This is a genomic window from Pantoea sp. SIMBA_079 (assembly GCF_046940275.1).
In the GTDB taxonomy this organism is placed as follows: Bacteria; Pseudomonadota; Gammaproteobacteria; order Enterobacterales; family Enterobacteriaceae; genus Pantoea; species Pantoea borealis.
On record NZ_JAWRYR010000835.1, the window covers coordinates 1 to 241 of the forward strand.

The 241-nt window shown below is 60.6% G+C and carries 1 protein-coding gene; it reads left to right on the plus strand.

Translation table 11 applies throughout. The features are described 5' to 3' along the window. On the plus strand, window positions 1-241 hold a 241-nt coding region (locus tag SB719_RS22295), incomplete at both ends, for an ABC transporter permease subunit (RefSeq protein WP_412160053.1).

Consider the following 241-nt stretch of genomic DNA (forward strand, 5'->3'; position numbering starts at 1 on the left):
GGCGCCAATATCTACGCGCTTGGCGGCAACCAGCAGTCGGCGGAGCTGATGGGCGTTCCGATTGCCCGCACGACAATCGGCATCTATACGATGTCAGGTATCCTTTCCGGCCTCGCCGGGATCGTCTATACGCTTTATACTTCGTCCGGCTATTCGCTCGCGACGGTGGGGGTAGAACTGGATGCCATCGCTTCGGTGGTGATCGGCGGGACATTGCTGACAGGTGGCGCAGGCCTTGTGG